We start from the raw sequence: 16,290 nt of genomic DNA, 5'->3' as shown, positions 1-16,290 counted from the left end.
GGTGCGACGATTCGACTTGCTCGCGAATACGGTGTGTCAGTCGGCACATGTGTATCTGATGTACCGCATTCGCGAGCAAGCCCACATTTAAACCGCGTTCCTCCAGTCGCCAAGTTATTTACCGCCACTCCCCGCCACGCTTTCACCACCGCGCGTCAGGTAATAAGCCCCGAGAATAGGCACCATCGTCACCAGCATCACCAGCATCGCCACCACGTTGGTCACCGGCACATCGCGTGGGCGGCTGAGCTGGTTGAGCAGCCACAGCGGCAAGGTGCGCTCGTGGCCGGCGGTGAAGGTGGTGACGATGATTTCGTCGAACGACAGCGCAAACGCGAGCATGCCGCCAGCCAGCAGCGCCGAGCCGAGGTTGGGCATGATGATGTAGCGAAAGGTTTGCCAGCCGTCGGCACCCAGGTCCATCGAGGCTTCGATCAGGCTGTGGGAGGTGCGGCGCAAGCGGGCAATGACGTTGTTGTAGACAATCACCACGCAGAACGTCGCGTGGCCGATGATAATGGTGAACATCCCCGGCTCAATGCCCAGCGTCTTGAACGTCGCCAGCAGCGCGATACCGGTGATGATCCCCGGCAGCGCAATCGGCAGGATCAACATCAACGACACGCCTTGCTTGCCGAAGAACTCGCGGCGATACAACGCGGCCGACGCCAACGTGCCGAGCACCATCGCAATCAGGGTGGCGATGGCGGCGATCTGCAAGGACAGCTTGATCGACTCCAGCACGTCCGGCCGGGCGAAGGCCACGCTGAACCACTTCAAGGTAAAGCCTTGGGGCGGAAAGCTGAACGCGGCTTCTTCGGTGTTGAAGGCGTAGAGGAAGATGATCAGGATCGGGAAGTGCAAAAACACCAACCCGCCCCAGGCTGCGATCTTCAAACTCAAACTGGATTTTTCAGAGTGCATCGAAGGCCCCCAGGCGTTTGACGATGGACAGGTAAACCGCGATCAGCACGATGGGCACCAACGTGAACGCTGCGGCCATGGGCATATTGCCGATGGCGCCTTGCTGGGCGTAAACCATGCCGCCGACGAAGTAACCCGGTGGGCCCACCAGTTGCGGCACGATGAAATCGCCCAGGGTCAGCGAGAACGTGAAGATGGAACCGGCGGCAATCCCCGGAATCGACAGCGGCAATATCACCTGCATAAACGTCTGGCGCGGTTTGGCCCCAAGGTCAGCCGAGGCTTGCAATAGCGACGGCGGCAAACGCTCCAGGGACGCCTGGATCGGCAGGATCATGAACGGCAGCCAGATATAAACGAAGACCATGAACCGCCCCAGGTGCGAGGTGCTCAAGGTGCTGCCGCCCACGCCGGGAATGCCCAGCACGAGCTGCAACACGGGCTCCAGCCCCAAGTGCTGCACGAACCACTGCGCCACGCCACCTTTGGCCAGCAGCAATGTCCAGGCATATGCCTTGACGATGTAGCTGGCCCACATCGGCATCATTACCGCGACGTAGAAAAACGCTTTGGTCTTGCCCGTGGTGTAGCGCGCCATGTAATAAGCAATCGGGAACGCGATCACCGCACTGGCAATCGACACCACAATCGCCATGCTCAAGGTGCGCACAATGATGTCGAAGTTCGACGGCTGGAACAGCGCGGCGAAGTTGGTCAGGGTCAGGTCCGGCGTGACCGCCATGGTGAAGTCGTCAAACGTATAGAAACCTTGCCACAGCAGGGTCAGCAACGAACCCAGGTAGATCGCGCCGAACCAGATCAGCGGCGGCACCAGCAGCATCGCCAGGTAGAGGTTGGGCTTGCGGTACAGCAGGTTGGAAAACCTGCGCATCGGTGGTTGGGTTAGGGCCAGGCTCATGTCACACCTCGCCTGCGATATCGGTCAGCGGTGTCATGGCTTCCCGCGCCCAGCGGGCGGTGATGGACTGGCCGACCTGATGGCCACTGCTGATGTCCAGCCACTGGTTGTTGGCCTGGCTGATGTTCAACGTCTGGCCGTTTTCCAGCTTCAGCTCATAGCGCGTGGCGCTGCCCTGGTACTGGATATCGTGCAGCAAACCGCTGACTTCCACGTCGCCGGCACCCAGCGGGCCTTCGGCAAAACGCACGTGCTCCGGACGGATCGAGAAGGGCTGCGGGTTGCCGCTGAGGCGCTGGGCCAGTTCGCCGCGAATCACGTTGGACGTGCCGACAAACTCGGCGACAAAGGCCGTGGCGGGCTTCATGTACAGGTTGCGCGGGGTGTCGACCTGCTCGATGCGACCCTTGTTGAACACCGCCACACGGTCAGACATCGACAGCGCTTCGGTCTGGTCGTGAGTCACGAAAATAAAGGTGATGCCGAGCTGGCGTTGCAGCTTTTTCAGCTCGCTCTGCATCTGCTCACGCAGCTTGAGGTCGAGTGCGCCCAGCGGCTCATCCAGCAGCAATACGCGTGGGCGATTGACCAGGGCGCGGGCCAGGGCTACGCGCTGACGCTGCCCACCGGAAAGCTGCACCGGCTTGCGCTCGCCATAACCGCCGAGGGCGACCATGGCCAAGGCTTCTTCGGCGCGATTGAGGCGTTCGGCCTTGCCCACGCCCTTGACCTTGAGGCCGTAGGCGACGTTGTCGCGCACATTCATATGCGGGAACAGCGCGTAGTCCTGGAACACAGTGTTTACATCGCGTTGATACGGCGGCAAGCCGGCGGCTTCCTCGCCGTGGATACGGATCGAGCCTGCGCTCGGTTGCTCGAACCCGGCGATCAGGCGCAGGCAGGTAGTCTTGCCCGAGCCGGAAGGGCCGAGCATGGAAAAGAACTCGCCGTCCTGGATATCGATGGAAACCCGGTCAACGGCTTTCACTTCGCCGAACTGACGGGAAACGTGGGTGAATTGGACTGCAAGTGTCATGGTGCGGTGCTCCAAAAAAGCATCTGTGGGAGCGGGCGTGCTCGCGAATGCGGTGTGTCAGTCAACATGTCTGTCACTGTTCAACCGCGTTCGCGAGCAAGCCCGCTCCCACATTGGTTCTATGTCGTTTGGTAGAAATTACCGCCCGCCCATGATCGCAATGTAATCCTGGGTCCAGCGGCTGTACGGCACGAACTTGCCGCCTTCAGACTGCGGGGTTTTCCAGAAAGCGATCTTTTCGAACTGGTCGAACCCATTGGTCTTGCAGCCCTCGGCGCCGAGCAGTTCGCTTTCCTTGCAGGCCGCCGGCACCGCCGGCAACGAGCCGAACCACGCGGCGACATCGCCCTGGACCTTGGGCTGCAGCGACCAGTCCATCCACTTGTAGGCGCAGTTCGGGTGCTTGGCGTCGGTGTGCAGCATGGTGGTGTCCGCCCAGCCGGTGGCGCCTTCTTTGGGAATGGTCGAGGCGATCGGCTGTTTCTCGTTCTGCAAGCCGTTGACCTGGTACGGCCAGGCGCTGGAGGCGACCACGCCTTCGTTCTTGAAGTCACTCATTTGCACGGTGGTGTCGTGCCAGTAGCGGTGGATCAGCGGTTGCTGGGCGCGCAACACTTCGAGCACGGCCTTGTACTGGGTTTCGGTCAGTTCATACGGGCTTTGAATGCCCAGCTCTGGCTTGGTCGACTTGAGATACAGCGCCGCATCGGCGATATAGATCGGGCCGTCATACGCCTGCACGCGGCCTTTGTTCGGCTTGCCGTCTGGCAGGTTCTGGGCGTTGAACAGCACGTTCCAGCTGGTGGGGGCGGTCTTGAATACCGTGGTGTTGTACATCAACACGTTCGGGCCCCATTGATACGGGGTGCCGAAGGTCTGTTGGCCGACCACATACCACGGCGCATCCTTGAGGCGCGGGTCAATGTTCTTCCAATTGGGGATCAGCGCGGTGTTGATCGGCTGCACCCGCTTGCCGACGATCAGCCGCAGCGAGGCATCGCCCGACGCGGTGACCAGGTCATACCCGCCCTTGGCCATCAGGCTGACCATTTCGTCTGAGGTGGCGGCGGTTTTCACATTCACCTTGCAGCCGGTTTCCTTCTCGAAACCTGTGACCCAGTCGTAGGCCTTGTCGCTTTCGCCACGTTCGATATAGCCGGGCCAGGCGACGATATCCAGTTGGCCTTCACCCGCGCCAACGGCCTTGAGCGGTTCGGCGGCCTGTAGGCTGGCACTGGCGAGCAGCGCGGTGGTCAGGGCACTGAGCAGTGCGGTCTTATGCGCGGACATGGGGGTTCCCTCTTCTTTAATTATGGTCGGGGCAGTAAAAGCAGTTGTACGTGTTGTTTTTTGTTTTAGCGTAGCCCTTGGCTTCAAGCTGCAAGCCGCAAGAAAAACCCATCCGTATTTACTTGGAGCTTGCAGCTTGAACCTTGCGGCTAAAGTGTATTTCCGTGCCGGGCCATGATGTGCCTGACAACGCTATAGTCCTGCAATGAATCACTCGAGAGGTCTTTTCCATACCCCGAGCGCTTCAAGCCGCCGTGGGGCATTTCGCTGACCAGCATGAAATGGCTGTTGATCCAAGTGCAGCCGTATTGCAGGCGCGCCGCCACTTGCATGGCCTTGTCCAGGTTCTGGGTCCACACAGAGGACGCCAGGCCGTATTCGGAGTCGTTGGCCCAGTCCACCGCCTGTTCCAGTTCGTCAAAGCGGGTCACGGTCACTACCGGGCCGAACACTTCGCGCTGCACGATTTCATCGTTCTGTTTACAGCCGGCGAGCAGGGTGGGCTGGTAATAGAAGCCCGCGCCGGAATGCACAGCCGCGCCGGTGATGCGTTCGATATGCGGCTGGCCGAGGGCGCGTTCGACAAAACTGGCCACACGGTCGCGCTGGCGTGTGCTGATCAACGGGCCCAGTTCATTGTCCGCGTCGCGTTTACCGGCAAAGCGCAGGCTGCTGACCGCTGCGCCAAGCTCGGCAACCAACTTGTCGTGAATGCCGGCCTGGGCGTAGATGCGGCACGCGGCAGTGCAGTCCTGGCCGGCGTTGTAATAACCATAGGCACGCACGCCCTCGACCACGGCATGCAGGTCAGCATCGTTGCACACGATCACCGGCGCTTTGCCGCCCAGTTCCAGGTGCGTGCGTTTAAGGGTTTTGGAGGCCGCTTGCAGGATTTTCTGCCCGGTGACGATATCGCCGGTCAGCGACACCATACGCACCTTGGGGTGGCTGACCAGATGACTGCCGACGCCTTCGCCGCCGCCACACAGAATGTTGATCACTCCGCGTGGCAAGCGCTCTTTAAGCACAGGGGCCAGCGCCAGGATCGACAGCGGCGTGTGCTCCGATGGTTTGAACACCAGCGTATTACCGGCGGCCAGGGCTGGAGCGATTTTCCACGCGGCCATCATCAGCGGGTAGTTCCACGGTGCAATCGAGGCCACGACGCCGATGGGGTCGCGGCGCACCATGCTGGTGTAGCCCGGCAGGTATTCGCCGCTCAGTTGCCCGGTCTGGCAGCGCACGGCGCCGGCGAAGAAGCGGAACACATCGACAGTGGCGCTCAAGTCATCCTGGCGCGCCAGGTGCAAGGGCTTGCCGCAGTTCAGGGATTCCAGGCGGGCCAGGTAGTCGGCTTGTTTTTCGATGGCATCGGCGATGCCCAGCAAGATGTTCGAACGTTGTTGCGGCGTGGTGCGTGACCAGCCGGTAAAGGCTCGGTGGGCGGCGAGGATCGCAGCCTCCACCTGCTCGGTGCTGGCTTCGGCGATCTGGGTGAGTACTTCACCGGTGGCCGGGTTGAGGATCGGCTCGACAAAACCCTGGCCCTGGACCAGTTCGCCGTCGATCAGCAACGCAGTGAGCAGCGGGGTGGGCGCGCCGGACATTTTTCGCGATCTCTTTTCTTGGATGGCCATGGGCGTTCTCTTACGAGGCACCTGACCTTTCTCTTATGGATGAGCTGAGAGTAGAGGTCAGGCGCGAGGTCAACAAATACTAAATACTGAATGCAGCATTCGATTAAATAGATGGCTTGCGTGGGTGCGGCTGTTCACGCGCAACCGTCAGGAACGGGTCGACCAGTGCCGGTCGCGCCGTGCCGCGGCGCCAAGCCAGGCCTACATCGAGGGTTTGGCTGAGGTCGGCAATCGGCCGCGCTTCGATAATGTCGCCTTCAAGGGACCAGGGGCGGTAGGTCATGTCCGGCTGGATCGACACGCCCAGGCCGGCCGCTACCAGGCTCCGCACGGCTTCGGTGGAGGCGGTACGCAGGGTCACATGCGGCTGCAGGCCCGCACCGGTCCACATGCGCTGGGCGTTATGGCCCATTTCGTCGACGTTCAACTGAATCAACGGCTCGCGCGCCACATCGGCCAGGTTGATGCTGTCGTGTTCCAGCAACGGATGTTGCGCCGGCAGCCATAACCGGTGAGGCGAATGAGTCAGTACTTCGGTTTGCAGGGCGTGACGGTCTTCGAGGTTGGACAGGATAAGCACGCCCACGTCGATCTCGCCGCTGACCAGCAAATGCTCGATATACGGGCGCTCATCCTCCATCACGCGGATTTCCACGTTGGGGTAGGCGCGCTGGAATCGTGTCAGCAAATCTGCGAGGTAATAGCCGGCCACCAGGCTGGTCACGCCGATGACCAACTGCCCGGCGACTGGGTCGGTGCTCTGTTGCAGGCTGCGCTTGGCGTTGTCGACGGTGGCGAGGATCAGGTGCGCCTGGCGCAGGAATTGATGGCCTTGATGCGTGAGTGTCATGCCCTTGGCGTGACGGTTGAACAGGTTTACGCCGATTTCCTGCTCCAGTTGCTGGATCGCCAGGGTCAGTGTGGACTGGGAAATGAACGCAGTTTGCGCGGCGGCGGAGATCGAGCCGGTCTCGGCCACGGCAATAAAGTGCCGGATTTGACGCAAGGTCATCATGCTGGAATTACCAGTGGGGTGTTTTTATAGATTTGCTCAAGTGTATATCGATTTAAGCGAAGGGCAGTTGCAAGCTTCAAGCCGCAAGCGCTGCGTTACATCTGGAAGCACTCTAAGCAAAGGCTTTTTGGCACTTAGTTTTACGCTGGAGGCCTATGGGTCCTACGAACCCAAGTGTCTGGAGGCTTTGAATGAATACCCGTGGATTGCTCGATCAGTTGCTCAAGTCTGGCCAGGACATGTTGCAAAACAAGGCCGGCGGCCAGCGGAAACAGGACGATAAAGGCGCTCTTGGCGGCTTGCTCGGCGGTGGCGGCTTGGGCAGCCTGCTCGGTGGTGCGGGTGGCGGTGCGCTGGCAGCCGGCGCGATGGGCCTGTTGCTGGGCAATAAGAAGGCGCGCAATTTCGGCGGCAAGGCCCTGACTTACGGTGGGTTGGCGGCGTTGGGGGTGATTGCCTACAAAGCTTACGGTAACTGGCAAGCGCAACAGGCCAATGCACCCCAGGGTGAGCCGCAAACCATCGACCGCCTGCCACCGGCTCAGGTTGAGCAACACAGCCAAGGCATTCTCAAGGCGCTGGTCGCGGCAGCCAAGGCTGACGGCCATGTGGACGAGCGCGAGCGCGCGCTGATCGAAGGCGAGTTCACCAAGCTGGATAACGACCGCGAGCTGCAAAGCTGGCTGCATGCCGAACTGAACAAACCCCTGGACCCTGCCGATGTGGCGCGGGCAGCCGGCACTCCGGAAATGGCCGCCGAAATGTACATCGCCAGTGTGATGCTGGTGGATGAGGAGAATTTCATGGAGAAGTCCTACCTCGATGAACTGGCCCGTCAGCTTAAACTCGAGCCTGGGTTGAAGTTGGAGCTGGAAAAACAGGTGCGCCAGGCCACACTTTAAACGCGCTTGTTAATACAATCACCCCGGCTGCCTTAGCAGCCCGGGGTGTTTTTGCATTTCGTGCGCGCTGCATAAAAACCCATTGATAAATGAGGGCACCTGCTCAGCTATACTCCCCCCATTTGAATGGCCCTTCGAGGAATTACTGTGAAGAACTGGACCTTGCGCCAACGGATCTTGGCAAGCTTTGCGGTCATTATCGCCATCATGCTGTTAATGGTTGTGGTCTCCTACTCACGGTTGCTGAAGATCGAAACCAGCCAGGAGGTGGTGCGTGACGACGCGGTACCGGGCGTTTACCTCAGCTCGATGATCCGCAGCGCGTGGGTCGACAGCTACCTTGAAACCGTCGATATCATTGGTCTGCGCGACGGAAAAACGCTCAGCAACAACGATAGGTCGCACTACAAGTCCTTCGAAGCGCGTATCGAACAGCAGATGGCCAACTATGAAAAAACCATTCATAACCAGGCTGACCGCATGGAATTCGATAACTTCAAGGCGGCGCACACGACGTACAACAAAGTCCTCGCCCAGGTGCTGGAGCGCATCGAAGCCAACGACCTGCCAGGGGCTAGCGTATTGGTCGAGGAGCAATTGACGCCTATCTGGACTGAAGGGCGCATGAAACTCAACGACATCATCACTGAAAACAAGAACGTGTCTGACCGCGCCACGGCGGCGATCGACGAGGCAGTCTTGTCGGCCAAGATCAGCATGGCTGTGTCGCTGCTTATCGCCATCCTTGCCGCCGGCCTTTGCGGCCTGCTGCTGATGCGCGCGATCATGGCGCCGATGCAGCGCATCGTCGAGATCCTTGAAACCATGCGCACCGGTGACCTGAGCAAACGCCTGAACCTGGAGCGCAAGGACGAATTCGGTGCGGTAGAGACCGGCTTCAACGACATGATGACCGAGCTCACCGGCCTCGTGTCCCAGGCCCAGCGCTCGTCGGTGCAGGTGACCACCTCGGTCACCGAGATTGCCGCCACGTCCAAGCAGCAACAGGCCACCGCCACTGAAACCGCTGCGACTACCACTGAGATCGGCGCCACGTCCCGCGAAATCGCTGCCACGTCCAAGGACCTGGTGCGCACCATGACCGAAGTGTCCACCGCTGCCGACCAGGCGTCGGTCGCCGCCGGTTCCGGGCAGCAAGGCCTGGCGCGCATGGAAGAAACCATGCACTCGGTGATGGGCGCCGCCGACCTGGTGAACGCCAAGCTGGCGATCCTCAATGAGAAGGCCGGCAACATCAATCAGGTGGTGGTGACCATCGTCAAGGTCGCTGACCAGACCAACCTGCTGTCGCTCAACGCGGCCATCGAGGCCGAGAAGGCCGGTGAATACGGTCGCGGTTTTGCCGTGGTTGCCACCGAAGTTCGCCGCCTTGCCGACCAGACCGCCGTGGCCACCTACGACATCGAGCAGATGGTGCGCGAGATCCAGTCGGCGGTGTCCGCAGGTGTGATGGGCATGGACAAGTTCTCCGAAGAAGTACGTCGCGGCATGTTCGAAGTGCAGCAAGTGGGCGAGCAGCTGTCGCAGATCATCCATCAGGTACAGGCGCTGGCGCCGCGGGTGTTGATGGTCAACGAAGGCATGCAGGCCCAGGCTACCGGCGCCGAGCAGATCAACCACGCGTTGGTGCAACTGGGGGATGCCAGCAGCCAGACTGTCGACTCGCTGCGCCAGGCCAGCTTTGCCATTGATGAGCTGAGCCAGGTTGCGGTCGGTCTGCGCAGCGGCGTGTCGCGTTTCAAAGTCTGATGAGCGATCACGCGGCTAGACACGGTGTCGTCCCGGCAGCGAAAAAGGCGTTGTTCCTGGTGTTCCACATCGGCGACGAGCGTTTTGCCCTCAGGGCCACGGAAGTCGCCGAGGTACTGCCGCGCCTGCCACTCAAACCGATTGCCCATGCACCGCAGTGGGTGTCGGGCATTTTTGCCCATCGTGGCGCGCTGGTGCCGGTCATCGACCTCAGCGCCCTGGCCTTCGGTACGCCGGCCCAGGCGCGCACCAGCACGCGCCTGGTGCTGGTCAATTATCAACCGCAGTCTTGGGTTCAAGCGCGTTGGCTGGGGCTGATCCTGGAACAAGCCACCGACACCCTGCGTTGCGACCTTGGCGAGTTCAAGCCTTATGGCCTGGATAACCGCGAGGCGCCTTACCTGGGGCTGGTGCGTGAAGACACCTTGGGTTTGATGCAGTGGATTGGGGTTAACGAATTGCTCACCGACGAAGTGCGCGCCTTGCTGTTTTCTGCAGAGCCGAGCGTATGAGCCACGACCCGCGTTTTTTTGCCTTCCTGAAAGAGCGCATCGGCCTGGACGTTGCGTCTGTGGGCGAAGCCATTATCGAGCGTGCGGTGCGCCAACGCAGCCAGGCCGTCAATGCCCAAGGGGCCGGCGAATACTGGCAGCACCTGCAAAGCTGCGAGGATGAACAGCAGGCGCTGATCGAGGCGGTAATCGTTCCCGAGACCTGGTTTTTCCGTTATCCCGAATCCTTTGCAACCCTCTCCCGCTTGGCCAAGGCCCGCCTGCTCGACATCAAGCAGATGCGCGCCCTGCGCATCCTCAGCCTGCCGTGCTCCACCGGCGAAGAACCTTATTCGATTGCCATGGCGCTGCTGGATGCCGGTTTGGCTCCGCACCAGTTCAAGGTGCTGGGCTTGGATGTCAGCCCACTGTCGGTTGAGCGCGCGCGACGCGGGGTGTATGGCAAGAACTCGTTTCGCGGCGGCGATCTGGCGTTTCGCGACCGACATTTCACCGAATTCGGTGACGGCTACCACATCGCCGACCGCGTGCGCGAACAGGTGCGCCTGCAAGTCGGCAACCTGCTTGACCCGGCGCTGCTGGCCAATGAGGCGAGCTACGACTTTGTGTTCTGTCGCAACCTGTTGATCTATTTCGACCAGCCGACCCAGAAGCAAGTGTTTGATGTGCTCAAAGGCTTGACCCATGAGGAGGGCGTGCTGTTTATCGGCCCGGCCGAGGGCAGCCTGCTGGGGCGCCATGGCATGCGTTCGATTGGTGTACCGCAGTCATTTGCGTTCAGTCGGCAGGCTGAGCCGGTCAAGCCGGAGCCGGTGTTTGTGCCTATCGCCGCGCCCTTCCCGCAGCGCAGTGCGGCGCCGATTCCCACCAGGCCGCGGCCCTTCAGCGCGGTCAGCGCCCAAGTGTTGCCAATCAAGGTGGCGCATTCCGACGCGGCTGATCTGCTCAGTCGGATCGCCTCCCTGGCCAACGAAGGCAAAAGCCTTGATGCCCGCGCCGCTTGCGAGCAATACCTGAACAACCACCCGCCGGCCGCCCAAGTGTTCTACTGGCTTGGGCTGCTCAGCGACGTGGCCGGCAGTGCCCTGGAGGCCCAGGGCTATTATCGAAAAGCCTTGTACCTGGAACCCCAGCATCCGCAGGCGTTGATGCACCTGGCCGCGTTGCTTGAGTCCCAGGGTGACAGCGCGGGGGCGCGCCGCTTGCAGGCGCGCGCCGCGCGGAGCGAGCGAGCTGACAGTGAGTCCAAGCGATGAATAACACCGAGGCGCTCGATACCGCAGGCCTGGACCTGACCCTGGCTGACACCCAAGCCATCGATGACTGTTGGAACCGCATCGGCATCCATGGCGACAAGTCCTGCCCGTTGCTGGCGGACCACATCCATTGCCGCAACTGCTCGGTGTACTCGGCTGCGGCCACGCGATTGCTGGATCGCTACGCATTGCAGCAGGACGCGCATCGCGCGTACAACGCGGTCGAATTGGGCGAGGAGGTGGTCACGCATTCCCTGCTGATGTTCCGCCTCGGCGAAGAATGGCTGGGCATTGCCACCCGTTGCCTGGTGGAAGTGGCGCCGTTGCAACCGATTCACTCCCTGCCACACCAACGCTCCCGCGCCTTGCTTGGCGTGGCCAACGTGCGCGGCGCGCTGGTGGCGTGCCTGTCGCTGGTGGAGTTGCTGGGCCTGGACGCCACCCCCCAGAGCGCCAGCGGTGGGCGCATCATGCCGCGCATGTTGATCATCGCCGCCCAGGATGGTCCGGTGGTGGTGCCGGTGGATGAAGTCGACGGTATCCATGCTGTTGATGAGCGCACCCTGAAGGCCGCATCGGCCTCCGGCACCCAGGCCAGCGGCCGCTTTACCCAGGGTGTGCTGCAGTGGAAAGGCCGCAGCCTGCGTTGGCTGGACGAGGCGCAATTGTTGTCCGCCGTGACCCGGAGCCTCACATGACCCCCGACCAGATGCGCGACGCCTCACTGCTGGAACTGTTCAGCCTGGAAGCTGATGCGCAGACCCAGGTACTCAGCGCGGGCCTGCTGGCCCTGGAACGCAACCCGACCCAGGCTGACCAGCTTGAAGCGTGCATGCGCGCGGCGCACTCGCTCAAGGGCGCCGCGCGCATCGTTGGGGTGGACGCCGGAGTCAGCGTGTCCCACGTCATGGAGGATTGCCTGGTCAGCGCCCAGGAAAGCCGCCTGTACCTGCAACCCGAACATATTGATGCGCTGCTGCAAGGCACTGATCTGCTGATGCGCATCGCCACGCCGGGCAATGACGTGGGGCCGGCGGACATCGAAGCTTATGTGGCGTTGATGGAGCGCCTGCTGGGCCCGTCCCAGGCGCCGGTCAAGGCTACGCCGCCGGCAGCGCCGGAGCCGGTCGTTGAAGAACTGCCGCCGGAACCCGAGCCCGCTCCGCCGATTACCGCCGAGCCGCCGCGCCAGAACAAACGCATGACCGAAGGCGGCGAGCGCGTACTGCGGGTGACCGCCGAGCGCTTGAACAGCTTGCTCGACCTGTCGAGCAAATCCCTGGTGGAAACCCAGCGGCTCAAGCCCTACCTGGCCAGCCTACAGCGCCTCAAACGCATTCAAAGCCAAAGCGTGCGCGCCCTCGACACGTTGGACGGCCAGCTCAAAACCGTGGGTTTTAACCTCGAGGCCCAGGAAGCCTTGGCCGACACCCGCCGCTTGTTGAGCGAAGCCCAGGCCTTGCTGGCGGAAAAACATGCCGAGCTGGACGAGTTCGGCTGGCAGGCCGGGCAGCGTGCCCAAGTGCTGTATGACACCGCCCTGGCCTGCCGTATGCGACCGTTTGCCGATGTCCTCGCTGGGCAGGTGCGCATGGTGCGCGACCTTGGCCGCAGCCTGGGCAAGCAGGTGCGCCTGGAGATAGAGGGTGAAAAGACTCAGGTCGACCGCGACGTGCTGGAAAAGCTCGAAGCGCCACTCACCCATTTGTTGCGCAATGCCGTTGACCACGGCATTGAAATGCCTGAGCAACGCCTGCTCGCGGGCAAGCCGGCTGAAGGCCTGATCCGCCTGCGCGCGTCCCATCAGGCCGGTTTGTTGGTGCTGGAGTTGAGCGACGACGGCAATGGCGTCGACTTGGAGCGCTTGCGCGGCACCATCGTCGATCGACATCTGTCGCCGTTGGAAACCGCCCTGCGCCTGAGCGAAGAAGAGCTGCTGACGTTCCTGTTCCTGCCGGGGTTCAGCCTGCGCGACAAGGTCACCGAAGTGTCCGGGCGCGGGGTCGGCCTGGATGCGGTGCAACACATGGTCCGCCAACTGCGGGGTGCGGTGGTGCTGGAGCAGGCGGCGGGGCAGGGCAGTCGTTTCCACCTGGAAGTGCCGTTGACCTTGTCGGTGGTGCGCAGCCTGGTGGTGGAGGTCGGCGAAGAAGCCTACGCGTTCCCGCTGGCCCATATCGAGCGCATGTGCGACCTGGCGCCCGACGATATTGTGCAACTCGAAGGCCGCCAGCATTTCTGGCACGAGGGCCGGCATGTCGGCCTGGTTGCCGCCAGCCAGTTGTTGCAGCGCCCGGCGGGGCAGAGTCAGTCAGACACGTTGAAAGTGGTGGTGATCCGCGAGCGCGATGCCGTGTACGGGATTGCCGTGGAGCGTTTTATCGGCGAGCGTACGCTGGTGGTGTTGCCGCTGGATGATCGCCTGGGCAAGGTCCAGGACATCTCCGCCGGCGCCTTGCTCGACGACGGCTCGGTGGTGTTGATCGTCGACGTTGAAGACATGCTGCGTTCGGTGGACAAGTTGCTCAACACCGGGCGTTTGGAACGTATTGCCCGGCGCAGTCAACAAACCACCGAGGCGCCGCGTAAACGGGTGCTGGTGGTGGATGACTCGCTGACCGTGCGTGAGCTGCAACGCAAATTGTTACTCAATCGTGGCTATGAAGTGGCCGTCGCGGTCGATGGCATGGACGGCTGGAACGCCCTGCGTTCCGAAGACTTCGACCTGCTGATCACAGACATTGATATGCCTCGCATGGACGGTATTGAATTGGTCACACTCTTGCGCCGTGACAGTCGCCTGCAATCGTTGCCGGTGATGGTGGTGTCCTACAAGGATCGCGAAGAAGACCGGCGTCGTGGACTGGATGCCGGCGCCGACTATTATTTAGCCAAAGCCAGTTTCCATGATGACGCGTTGCTGGACGCGGTGGTGGAACTGATCGGAGGCGCGCGCGCATGAGGATCGCAATCGTCAATGACATGCCCCTCGCGGTTGAGGCCCTTCGCCGTGCCTTGAGTTTCGAACCTGCTCACCAGGTTGTGTGGGTGGCAGCCAATGGCCTGGAAGCGGTGCAGCGCTGCGCTGAGCTGACCCCGGATCTGATCCTGATGGACTTGATCATGCCCGTAATGGACGGCGTGGAAGCCACTCGGCAGATCATGGCCGAGACCCCGTGTGCCATCGTTATCGTCACCGTCGACCGCCAAGCCAATGTCAGCCGCGTGTTCGAAGCCATGGGCCATGGCGCCCTGGATGTGGTGGACACGCCGCCGCTGGGCGTGGGCAACCCCAAGGATGCCGCGGCGCCGCTGCTGCGCAAGATCTTCAATATCGGCTGGTTGATCGGCCAGCGTGGCAGCCGCCTGCGTGCCGACGCCGCCCCGCCGCGCGCCACCGGCAAGCGCCAGAGTCTGGTGGCTATCGGTTCCTCGGCAGGTGGCCCGGCGGCCCTGGAAATCCTGCTCAAGGGTTTGCCTCAAGACTTTCCCGCCGCCATCGTACTGGTGCAGCATGTGGACCAGGTGTTTGCCGCCGGCATGGCCGAGTGGCTGAGCAGCGCCTCTGGCCTGCCGGTGCGCCTGGCCCGCGAGGGTGAGCCACCGCAAAGCGGTGTCGTGCTGCTGGCCGGCACCAACCACCATATTCGTCTGTTGAAGAATGGCACGCTAGCCTATACCGCAGAGCCAGTGAACGAGATTTACCGGCCGTCGATCGACGTGTTTTTCGAAAGCGTGGCGAGCCACTGGAATGGTGACGCCGTTGGCGTCTTGCTGACTGGTATGGGGCGCGACGGGGCCCAAGGCCTCAAGTTGCTGCGTGAACAAGGTTATCTAACCATCGCCCAGGATCAGCAGAGCTCGGCGGTGTATGGCATGCCCAAAGCGGCGGCGGCGATTGATGCTGCTGTTGAAATTCGCCCACTGGACACAATTGCGCCCCGATTACTGGAGGTCTTCGCAAAATGATCAAGACCCTCCAGGGTGCTGGCCAGCAGGAAAGTAATTCAGGTGATTGCACATGAATGATTTACAGATCGACGACATCAAGACCGATGAAAATGCTGCCATGGTGTTGCTTGTCGACGACCAAGCCATGATCGGCGAAGCCGTGCGACGTGGCCTGGCCCATGAAGAAAACATCGACTTCCACTTCTGCGCCGACCCGCACCAGGCGATTGCCCAGGCGATCCGCATCAAACCGACCGTTATCCTGCAAGACTTGGTGATGCCTGGCCTCGACGGCCTGACGCTGGTGCGCGAATACCGCAACCACCCGGCCACGCAAAACATTCCGATCATCGTGCTTTCCACCAAGGAAGACCCGCTGATCAAGAGTGCGGCGTTTTCGGCCGGCGCCAACGACTACCTGGTCAAGCTGCCGGACAATATCGAACTGGTGGCGCGCATCCGCTATCACTCGCGCTCCTACATGACCTTGTTGCAACGGGACGCGGCTTATCGAGCGCTGCGAGTCAGCCAGCAGCAACTGCTGGACACCAATCTGGTGCTGCAACGCTTGATGAACTCCGACGGCCTCACCGGGCTGTCCAACCGCCGCCACTTCGACGAATACCTGGAACTGGAATGGCGTCGTGCCATGCGCGACCAGACCCAACTGTCGCTGCTGATGATCGACGTGGATTTTTTCAAGACCTACAACGACAGCTTCGGCCACGTCGAAGGCGACGAAGCCTTGCGCAAGGTCGCCGACACCATCCGCGAAGCCAGCAGTCGCCCCTCGGACCTGCCGGCGCGCTACGGCGGTGAAGAGTTCGCCTTGGTACTGCCGAACACCTCGCCGGGCGGCGCACGCCTGGTGGCTGAAAAGCTACGCATGGCCGTTGCCGCGCTGAAAATCCCACACATAGCGCCGGCTGAGGGGGCGAGCCTGACCATCAGCATCGGCCTGTCGACCATGACACCGGTGCAGGGCACGGACTGCCGACAGTTGATCATGGCGGCGGACAAGGGGTTGTATACGGCCAAGCATAATGGGCGCAATCAGGTGGGGATTGAGTGACCTGAA

The 16,290-nt window shown here is 61.7% G+C and carries 14 protein-coding genes; 8 read left to right on the top strand and 6 right to left on the bottom strand.

Annotation, left to right across the window (positions count from 1 at the left end):
• Nucleotides 1-114 precede the first annotated feature (114 nt).
• The 6 genes from AACY36_RS00595 to AACY36_RS00570 form a co-directional block, all read right to left on the bottom strand.
• Nucleotides 115-924, bottom strand: coding sequence for an ABC transporter permease (locus AACY36_RS00595; protein ID WP_339418211.1), 810 nt, complete (start codon nucleotides 922-924; stop codon nucleotides 115-117).
• Nucleotides 914-1,843, bottom strand: a complete 930-nt coding sequence (locus AACY36_RS00590) for an ABC transporter permease (protein WP_339418209.1) — start codon at nucleotides 1,841-1,843, stop codon at nucleotides 914-916. Before AACY36_RS00590 ends, AACY36_RS00595 begins: the two co-directional genes overlap by 11 nt.
• Before the next feature lies 1 nt (nucleotide 1,844).
• A complete protein-coding gene (locus AACY36_RS00585) occupies nucleotides 1,845-2,879 on the bottom strand; it encodes an ABC transporter ATP-binding protein (RefSeq protein WP_339418208.1) in 1,035 nt (344 codons plus the stop codon).
• A gap of 138 nt (nucleotides 2,880-3,017) precedes the next feature.
• Entirely contained in the window at nucleotides 3,018-4,169 is a 1,152-nt protein-coding gene (ydcS, locus tag AACY36_RS00580) for a putative ABC transporter substrate-binding protein YdcS (protein ID WP_339418207.1), read from the bottom strand.
• Nucleotides 4,170-4,318: 149 nt separating this feature from the next.
• The gene (locus tag AACY36_RS00575; protein ID WP_339418206.1) at nucleotides 4,319-5,776 is read right to left on the bottom strand and encodes a gamma-aminobutyraldehyde dehydrogenase; all 1,458 of its coding nucleotides are present in this window, start codon (nucleotides 5,774-5,776) and stop codon (nucleotides 4,319-4,321) included.
• Nucleotides 5,777-5,909: 133 nt separating this feature from the next.
• Complete coding sequence (locus AACY36_RS00570) at nucleotides 5,910-6,821, bottom strand: LysR family transcriptional regulator (RefSeq protein WP_339418205.1); 912 nt, start codon at nucleotides 6,819-6,821, stop codon at nucleotides 5,910-5,912.
• A gap of 191 nt (nucleotides 6,822-7,012) precedes the next feature.
• On the opposite strand from AACY36_RS00570, the gene AACY36_RS00565 reads away from it, so the two are divergent.
• From AACY36_RS00565 to AACY36_RS00530, 8 genes are all read left to right on the top strand, one after another.
• Complete coding sequence (locus AACY36_RS00565) at nucleotides 7,013-7,723, top strand: tellurite resistance TerB family protein (protein WP_065872488.1); 711 nt, start codon at nucleotides 7,013-7,015, stop codon at nucleotides 7,721-7,723.
• Nucleotides 7,724-7,870: 147 nt separating this feature from the next.
• Nucleotides 7,871-9,493 (top strand): methyl-accepting chemotaxis protein, encoded by a 1,623-nt coding sequence (locus AACY36_RS00560; RefSeq protein ID WP_339418203.1) that lies wholly within the window; start codon nucleotides 7,871-7,873, stop codon nucleotides 9,491-9,493.
• The gene (locus tag AACY36_RS00555) at nucleotides 9,493-10,005 is read left to right on the top strand and encodes a chemotaxis protein CheW (RefSeq protein WP_339418201.1); all 513 of its coding nucleotides are present in this window, start codon (nucleotides 9,493-9,495) and stop codon (nucleotides 10,003-10,005) included. The genes AACY36_RS00560 and AACY36_RS00555 overlap by 1 nt, the downstream gene beginning before the upstream one ends.
• Nucleotides 10,002-11,261 (top strand): CheR family methyltransferase, encoded by a 1,260-nt coding sequence (locus AACY36_RS00550; protein ID WP_339418199.1) that lies wholly within the window; start codon nucleotides 10,002-10,004, stop codon nucleotides 11,259-11,261. Before AACY36_RS00555 ends, AACY36_RS00550 begins: the two co-directional genes overlap by 4 nt.
• Nucleotides 11,258-11,959: a chemotaxis protein CheW gene (locus AACY36_RS00545; RefSeq protein ID WP_339418197.1), complete on the top strand. Its 702-nt coding sequence runs from the start codon at nucleotides 11,258-11,260 to the stop codon at nucleotides 11,957-11,959. The genes AACY36_RS00550 and AACY36_RS00545 overlap by 4 nt, the downstream gene beginning before the upstream one ends.
• Nucleotides 11,956-14,223, top strand: a complete 2,268-nt coding sequence (locus AACY36_RS00540) for a hybrid sensor histidine kinase/response regulator (RefSeq protein WP_339418195.1) — start codon at nucleotides 11,956-11,958, stop codon at nucleotides 14,221-14,223. Before AACY36_RS00545 ends, AACY36_RS00540 begins: the two co-directional genes overlap by 4 nt.
• Nucleotides 14,220-15,230: a chemotaxis response regulator protein-glutamate methylesterase gene (locus AACY36_RS00535; protein WP_339418194.1), complete on the top strand. Its 1,011-nt coding sequence runs from the start codon at nucleotides 14,220-14,222 to the stop codon at nucleotides 15,228-15,230. Before AACY36_RS00540 ends, AACY36_RS00535 begins: the two co-directional genes overlap by 4 nt.
• Nucleotides 15,231-15,282: 52 nt before the next feature.
• The gene (locus tag AACY36_RS00530; protein ID WP_339418193.1) at nucleotides 15,283-16,284 is read left to right on the top strand and encodes a PleD family two-component system response regulator; all 1,002 of its coding nucleotides are present in this window, start codon (nucleotides 15,283-15,285) and stop codon (nucleotides 16,282-16,284) included.
• Nucleotides 16,285-16,290 lie beyond the last annotated feature (6 nt).

It is taken from the genome of Pseudomonas sp. EA_15y_Pfl1_P101 (assembly GCF_963970835.1).
GTDB classification, from domain to species: domain Bacteria; phylum Pseudomonadota; class Gammaproteobacteria; order Pseudomonadales; family Pseudomonadaceae; genus Aquipseudomonas; species Aquipseudomonas tritici.
Note: the sequence above shows the minus strand (reverse complement) of the source record. Positions and strands in the feature narration are given on the sequence as shown.

Excerpts from the sequence above, each read along its gene's own strand:
- AACY36_RS00595 (WP_339418211.1), bottom strand. The coding sequence starts at position 924 with ATGCACTCTGAAAAATCCAGTTTGAGTTTGAAGATCGCAGCCTGGGGC.
- AACY36_RS00590 (WP_339418209.1), bottom strand. The coding sequence starts at position 1,843 with ATGAGCCTGGCCCTAACCCAACCACCGATGCGCAGGTTTTCCAACCTG.
- AACY36_RS00585 (WP_339418208.1), bottom strand. The coding sequence starts at position 2,879 with ATGACACTTGCAGTCCAATTCACCCACGTTTCCCGTCAGTTCGGCGAA.
- ydcS (WP_339418207.1), bottom strand. The coding sequence starts at position 4,169 with ATGTCCGCGCATAAGACCGCACTGCTCAGTGCCCTGACCACCGCGCTG.
- AACY36_RS00575 (WP_339418206.1), bottom strand. The coding sequence starts at position 5,776 with ATGTCCGGCGCGCCCACCCCGCTGCTCACTGCGTTGCTGATCGACGGC.
- AACY36_RS00570 (WP_339418205.1), bottom strand. The coding sequence starts at position 6,821 with ATGATGACCTTGCGTCAAATCCGGCACTTTATTGCCGTGGCCGAGACC.
- AACY36_RS00565 (WP_065872488.1), top strand. The coding sequence starts at position 7,013 with ATGAATACCCGTGGATTGCTCGATCAGTTGCTCAAGTCTGGCCAGGAC.
- AACY36_RS00555 (WP_339418201.1), top strand. The coding sequence starts at position 9,493 with ATGAGCGATCACGCGGCTAGACACGGTGTCGTCCCGGCAGCGAAAAAG.
- AACY36_RS00550 (WP_339418199.1), top strand. The coding sequence starts at position 10,002 with ATGAGCCACGACCCGCGTTTTTTTGCCTTCCTGAAAGAGCGCATCGGC.
- AACY36_RS00545 (WP_339418197.1), top strand. The coding sequence starts at position 11,258 with ATGAATAACACCGAGGCGCTCGATACCGCAGGCCTGGACCTGACCCTG.
- AACY36_RS00540 (WP_339418195.1), top strand. The coding sequence starts at position 11,956 with ATGACCCCCGACCAGATGCGCGACGCCTCACTGCTGGAACTGTTCAGC.
- AACY36_RS00535 (WP_339418194.1), top strand. The coding sequence starts at position 14,220 with ATGAGGATCGCAATCGTCAATGACATGCCCCTCGCGGTTGAGGCCCTT.
- AACY36_RS00530 (WP_339418193.1), top strand. The coding sequence starts at position 15,283 with ATGAATGATTTACAGATCGACGACATCAAGACCGATGAAAATGCTGCC.